This window comes from Eubacterium sp. BIOML-A2, from assembly GCF_009680135.1.
GTDB classification, from domain to species: domain Bacteria; phylum Bacillota; class Clostridia; order Lachnospirales; family Lachnospiraceae; genus Faecalicatena; species Faecalicatena contortus_B.
This window is the reverse complement of sequence record NZ_WKZK01000017.1, coordinates 65,211-71,222: the sequence shown is the minus strand read 5'-3', so window position 1 is coordinate 71,222 and position 6,012 is coordinate 65,211. Positions and strand designations below refer to the sequence as shown.

The 6,012-nt window shown below is 42.6% G+C and carries 5 protein-coding genes; 3 read left to right on the top strand and 2 right to left on the bottom strand.

Features of this window, described 5'->3' with window-relative positions:
- The first annotated feature begins 188 nt into the window (after window positions 1–188).
- From GKG43_RS08475 to GKG43_RS08465, 3 genes are read left to right on the top strand one after another with little or no spacing between them, the layout of a single operon-like run.
- Entirely contained in the window at window positions 189–1,802 is a 1,614-nt protein-coding gene (locus tag GKG43_RS08475) for a response regulator (protein WP_055154453.1), read from the top strand.
- 15 nt (window positions 1,803–1,817) lie between these two features.
- Window positions 1,818–2,819, top strand: a complete 1,002-nt coding sequence (locus GKG43_RS08470; RefSeq protein WP_050642261.1) for a histidine kinase — start codon at window positions 1,818–1,820, stop codon at window positions 2,817–2,819.
- Entirely contained in the window at window positions 2,816–4,216 is a 1,401-nt protein-coding gene (locus GKG43_RS08465) for an ATP-binding cassette domain-containing protein (protein WP_129878966.1), read from the top strand. The genes GKG43_RS08470 and GKG43_RS08465 overlap by 4 nt, the downstream gene beginning before the upstream one ends.
- 55 nt (window positions 4,217–4,271) lie before the next feature.
- On the opposite strand, the gene GKG43_RS08460 is transcribed toward GKG43_RS08465, so the two are convergent.
- A complete protein-coding gene (locus tag GKG43_RS08460) occupies window positions 4,272–5,576 on the bottom strand; it encodes a sporulation protein YqfD (protein WP_187376331.1) in 1,305 nt (434 codons plus the stop codon).
- A 12-nt stretch (window positions 5,577–5,588) separates the two neighbouring features.
- The gene (locus tag GKG43_RS08455; RefSeq protein WP_044927356.1) at window positions 5,589–5,873 is read right to left on the bottom strand and encodes a YabP/YqfC family sporulation protein; all 285 of its coding nucleotides are present in this window, start codon (window positions 5,871–5,873) and stop codon (window positions 5,589–5,591) included.
- Window positions 5,874–6,012 lie beyond the last annotated feature (139 nt).

Below are 6,012 nucleotides of genomic sequence, written 5' to 3'. Positions count from 1 at the left end.
GAAGTAAATACAGTATAATGTCCATGAGCATTGTCTCCTTGGTTTAAGGTTGGTTTGGCGATTGACATTATACCAGAAAAAGGGAGGTCAATGCTCTTTTTATTGCAAACTCCCATAAAATCAAGGTTTAACAATAAAAAAAGGTAGTGAAACTTGACACTACCATCATATTTAAGGGGGAGGATTATATGTTAAAAGTTTTGATTATAGATGATGAAGAGAAGGTCTGCAGACTGATCCAGTGCCTGATTGACTGGGAGTCACTCGGTCTGCATATCGCAGGTATATGCCATGACGGACTGCTGGCCCTGGATATGGTAAAAGAAACTTCTCCGGACATTATCATTACCGATATCCGAATGCCAGGATGTGATGGACTTACCCTGATACGGGCTGCAAAAGAATTCAATCCCGGAATTCATTTTATTATTATCAGCGGTTATGGGCAGTTTGACTACGCACAGCGTGCCATTCAATACGGTGTTTCTGATTATATTTTAAAGCCAATCAAAGAAAAAGACCTAAAGGCAACACTAGTCTCAATCGTAGAAAAGCAACAGTCAATGGAATCGCATAAGCAGCAGGATGAAGCAATCCGAAAAGAGTTAAATTCGACTCAGGAACGCATCAAATCCAATTTCATCAACGATCTGATTTTAAACCCGCAGATCATACAGGCCTTCCATTCGATTGAAGATATCAACCGGACTTATTACACCGATTTTAAGGAATCTGCTTTTACTCTGCTTTGCATTTATCTTGACACCCCTGATGAGAATGGACGGACAATTGTCAGTGATTTTCTGGTGAATAAAGCAGCCGGGATCATTGATTCTGAAACAGGGCAATATCATGACTGTTCCATGACCGTTTCCGGCAAATACATATATTGCCTTGTCAATGACAATGAAGAACAGCTTTCACACATTTACCAGACTTCCAAAAGCATCCGGGGCGCCCTGCTGTCATTAAAAGAAATCTTTCCTGAACTTCATGTGATACTGCTTCAAAGCGGTATTAAGAACACTTTTGCAGAAATCACCGATTGCTTTGGAGAGATAGAATCTGCACTGTGTGAAAAAGTCCTCTCAGGGAGCGATGCCATTTATTCCTATTCCCGGATACCGATATGTAAAAATCAAGTATCGGACTTTATCACCCCCTCTTTCAGAAGCCAGTATCTTAGTTATGCAGAGACATTCCAGTACGAAAAGCTGCGGGAATTTCTTTCTGGTCTTGCGCATCAGCTTGTCCATCTGGACTCTGTTACGGGCGCGTTCATCCGACGGGTATACAATGAAATTGTTACACTCTTTTTATTCTGCCTGAATCAGCATAAAATCAATGTATCTTCGGACGAGCTGACTGATAAATGGAATACTTGTTTTCTTTCCTTTACTTCTGTTTATGATGTTTTTTCTTATCTCGCCGAAGAACAATGTGCTTTGCTTCAGGACTGGAAATCCCATAAGAAGAAAGCGCAGTCCAAAGCTGTACTTACAGCGAAACAATATATCAACGAGAATTATGAGCAAAGCCTGACACTGGAACAGATTGGGCAGGTAGTCGGTCTTAACGCCTCTTATTTTTCGAATATCTTTAAGAAGGAGACCGGGATCAGCTTTATTGAATACCTGACAGATGTCCGCATTCAGAACGCCAAAGACCTGCTCACAGAGACAGATCTGGAAATCATTGAGATAGCCGAACGTACCGGCTTCCATGACTTGAAATATTTTATAAGGTGCTTCCGCAAGACTACCGGAATGACTCCTGCAGCTTACCGAAAACTTTTTTCCTGACATACGGGTGAGAACATGAAAAAAACTTATTATCATATACTTTGTACATTCTCTGTCATTCTGGTTGTGTTATCCGACATTGCCGTCTGTCTGACAGTGATCCCCGGGAAGATCTCTTATACAGCACTGTTCTTTTTACTGGCAGCAGTCCATATAGCATTGTTCGTTTATATTTGGTATTTTCTCCGCAGGCCGCAGAAAATCCTAAAAGAAGCTTGCAGGGATTATAATTCCATGCAGGATTTTGATGCCTTTCTGGCATCTGCTTCTCCCTTTCTGTCCGAAGATCTGCTGCATATGATGTATGATTTTAAACATCAAAAAATAGATTTTGCAAAGTCTCAAAAACAGGCGGAATATCTTGCGCTGCAGAACCAGATTAATCCGCATTTTTTGTATAATACACTGGAAGCCCTGCGGGGGGATACACTTTACGAGGGATTGAAGACCGTTTCATCGGTCATTGAGGCACTGGCTACCTTTTTCCGTTATACAATTACCGATACCGGCAATCTGACTACGATGGAGAATGAATTGGACCATACAGAAAATTACTTTATCATACAGAAATACCGGTTTGGGGATAAAATTAATATGAACGTTATCTGGCCGGATGACAAAAACGAGGTTCTTACCCTGCTCATTCCTAAACTGACGCTCCAGCCAATCATTGAAAATTCAATCTTCCACGGACTTGAAAAAAAGAGCGGGAATGGGAAAATTACGATTTCGATTGAAACCACAGAACGGTTCCTGTTTATCAATATTTCAGACACAGGCATTGGCATGACGCACGATATTCTGCATCGGATCAATGCATCTCTCGAGAATCCTGCCAAACCGCCAGCCCCCACAGGGAAACAGGAACGCCAAAGCATTGCGCTTCAGAATGTAGCACGCAGGATAAAACTTCTGTTCGGCAATGAATACGGCCTCCATGTCTACAGTACTCAGGGAATCGGAACCGATGTCCGTATCATCCTGCCCAAAATACAGAAAAGGAACCTGACTCTATGAAAAAGGAATTATTTCGTATCTTCAATCTGTCGATTCGCCAAAATCAAAGTGCAGTCCTTTCGAACCTCTATCTGCAGGTTTTTGAAGGGGAGCATACTGGAATTCTTTTTAATAGTTTTTATGAGAGAACAGCTTTCTTAGATTTTATTGATGGTAAAATTTCTGAAGTAGAAGGAATCATTTATTTCGAAGAGACTGCTGTTACATATCAGGATTATATCCGTTCATATAAAAAGGAAACGGCGATTATCTATGAGTCCAGCCGTCTGATGAACAGCCTTTCCGTATATGAAAATTTATTTTATGAACAGCTTTCATTTTTATGGATTACGGCTAAAAAGTATAAGAAAATGGCAGAAAACCTGTTCGAATTCTTTCACCTGTCTTTAGATGTTAATCAAAAAGTGAAGTCGCTGACCAATTTTGAACGAATTGCAGTTGAGCTGGTCAAAGCATTTCTGCAGGGAAAGAAACTAGTTTTTTTATCGAATGCCGCCTCTCTTTTAGATGCCGGTGAATTCGAACAGCTTTTATCTATTCTCAAGGTATTAGAAAAGCACGGTATCACGTTCCTTATCGGAGAGACTTTTGATATCCGTCTCTTTCGGCTCACGTGTACGCTTCATCTGATAAAGAACGGACAGACCCTCCGAATCCTGCCGCGCTCTCAGATCTGCCAGGAAGAGATTCAGAGGTCACTTGGCTCATATTCTGTTCTTCGTCATCAGAAAAGCCATCATCAGGACAAGGATATCAAAGAATCCGTTCTGGCCTTCGATAATGTGCAGGATATATTGCCTGCCCCGCTGTCGTTTACGCTGAAAAAGGGGCAGATCTTGAAAATCATCTGTTCCAGTAACCGCGAAACAGATTATCTTTTATCGATCTTGAGACGGAGAGCATCAGCCGGCAACGGCAGTATACTTTTCAGGGGACAGCCTTTACAGTCAGTCTCTCTGAATCAGTATCTGAAAAGCTGCGGAATCATTGAATCTAATCCGCGCCGGACCGTACTTTTCCACAACATGACCGTGCTCTATAACCTCTGTGTACCGCTTGACAGCAAAATCCATAATTTCTGGACCAATCCAGGCAATCAAAAGGGGGTTGAATACACGCTTAAGGATATAATTCCTCCAGGATATCTCCAGATGAATATCGATCAGGTGCCAATGGAAATTGTACAGAAAGTCATCTACTGCCGCTGGCTTTTATATGTTCCCGAATTACTGGTCTGCATGAACCCTTTTTCCATTATAGATACTTCCTTAAACCAGATTACGCTGGACATGCTGCGGCTTCTCTCTTCAAAGGGAATCGCCGTGCTGATTATCTCTAATAACTGGACTATGGATACAGAAATAGAAGGAGAAGCAGTATTTTTAACACAAGAATAAATAACAGGGAACAATGCGAACAGTTCAGGCAGGACTGAGCTGTTACGTACAATGATTATTCTTGCGGCCCGCCGGCCTCCTCCTGCCCCTCATTTTCAATCTCCATAATTTCCGTATCCGCCTCCTGTGTGATTCTTTCATTGAGATACAAAATTCCTTTTGCCGTAGCCGTATTTTTGCTTATATGTATTTTGACTCTGTTTTCCCGGATCTGGACGTCATTTTCCTCCAATTCCTTGGAAAACTGCTTAAAGTTGCTGCTCAACTGTTTTTGAAGCTCTTCTTTTGTGTATGGTTTCTCTTTGGACGTATAGGATCTTACGATTTTGCTGCCATAGGATAGCGGAAGATAAAAGTTCTCGCCCAGTTTGAGTTGATGCTCATTGGTATACATCTCCCACTCTTTGTAATCATTTTTCACGGTTCCCGCGGAGATGTACCAGGAACCTGCCTTGATATAATACAGCCGCCGCTGTGACTTTTCATAATATTTCTTTTTATACGTTGTGCTGATCGAGTCCTCGTAATTCAACTGCGTATCTGCAAATATATCGGCGTCGGACTTCTGATACTGGTAACCGGTCACTTCCCCCGCGTCATTAAGCACCTCTATCCTGCCGGTTACAAGTACATCCCCTTTCGCCACGGTGTCGCCCACATGAACCTGTGGAATACCGGATCTAGTAATAATGCTGGTAATGACGCCATCCTTTGTAGCTATCAGATCGCTGGGCGTCTCCGTTTCCTTTCCCGCATCCGGAGATGCATCCCCCTGGCCTTCTGCTCCCGCACCATCGGCACTTTCTGATTCTTCCCGGAAAGTGTCCTCATTCTCCTTAATCTGAATGCGCAGCCGGCTTCCATCTATGGAGGCGGATACCCAGACAATATCGTCATACTCTTTTCGGATATCTTTTACAATCTGCGCGCAGTCTACTTTCTTTTTTGCCATATGCGGGGACACATCTTTCGTCTCAAGAAATTCCAGCAACGTCTCGTTTGTCCATTTTTCATTGCCCTCAAAATGGATATCCCATATAAAACTCGAATAGAAATATAAGAGGCCAAGACAAAGAATAAAGCTGATAAAAAAAAGCTTTCGCTTTCTGTATCTGTGCAGAAAGAAAGGAAGACCGTTTCTCTGGACAAGTAAAACTTTTGTATGAGTCTTCCTGACAATCGGCCTGAGTCTGCGGAATCCCTTCAGGCTCATATACATCTCGTATGCATTCCCGCAGGGATTCAGCCCCCAAATATAGATCTGGTGATGGCGGCACAGGTTCAGGAAACGTTCCGGGGAATAGCCTTCCACCCGGATTTTTACATACCCGTGAATATAGCGAATGATTGACTGAATCACTGTTTCCTTACCTCACTTACAATATTCTAGTGATAAAATCCTGCCTGTTATTTTCATCTCATCATTCGTATAATATTCGATCTGCAGATTCTTTCCCTGCAGCCTGATCTGATATCCCTTGGTCTGTACACGGATCAGGACATCCGTGTACTCTATAATGCCCCGGTAATTCTCAATGCAGACTTCTCCTGCCCCTATGATGGTCACAACAGCCGCCCCGAGGACTACGTCTTTTGGCATGCTGGCTGCAGAGGCCAGCTTTTCCTTTATTTTTTCATTTTCTATTTCTCTTCCCATATAGAAATGCCACACATACGCCCTTTATTTGTAGTATATGTGCGGCATTTTTGTCCTATTCGGTTAACAGTTATGTTTTATCCCGCGGCAGCCGGCGGCGGATGGCAGCGACGCGCAAATGTATGATGTCATGCGGAGC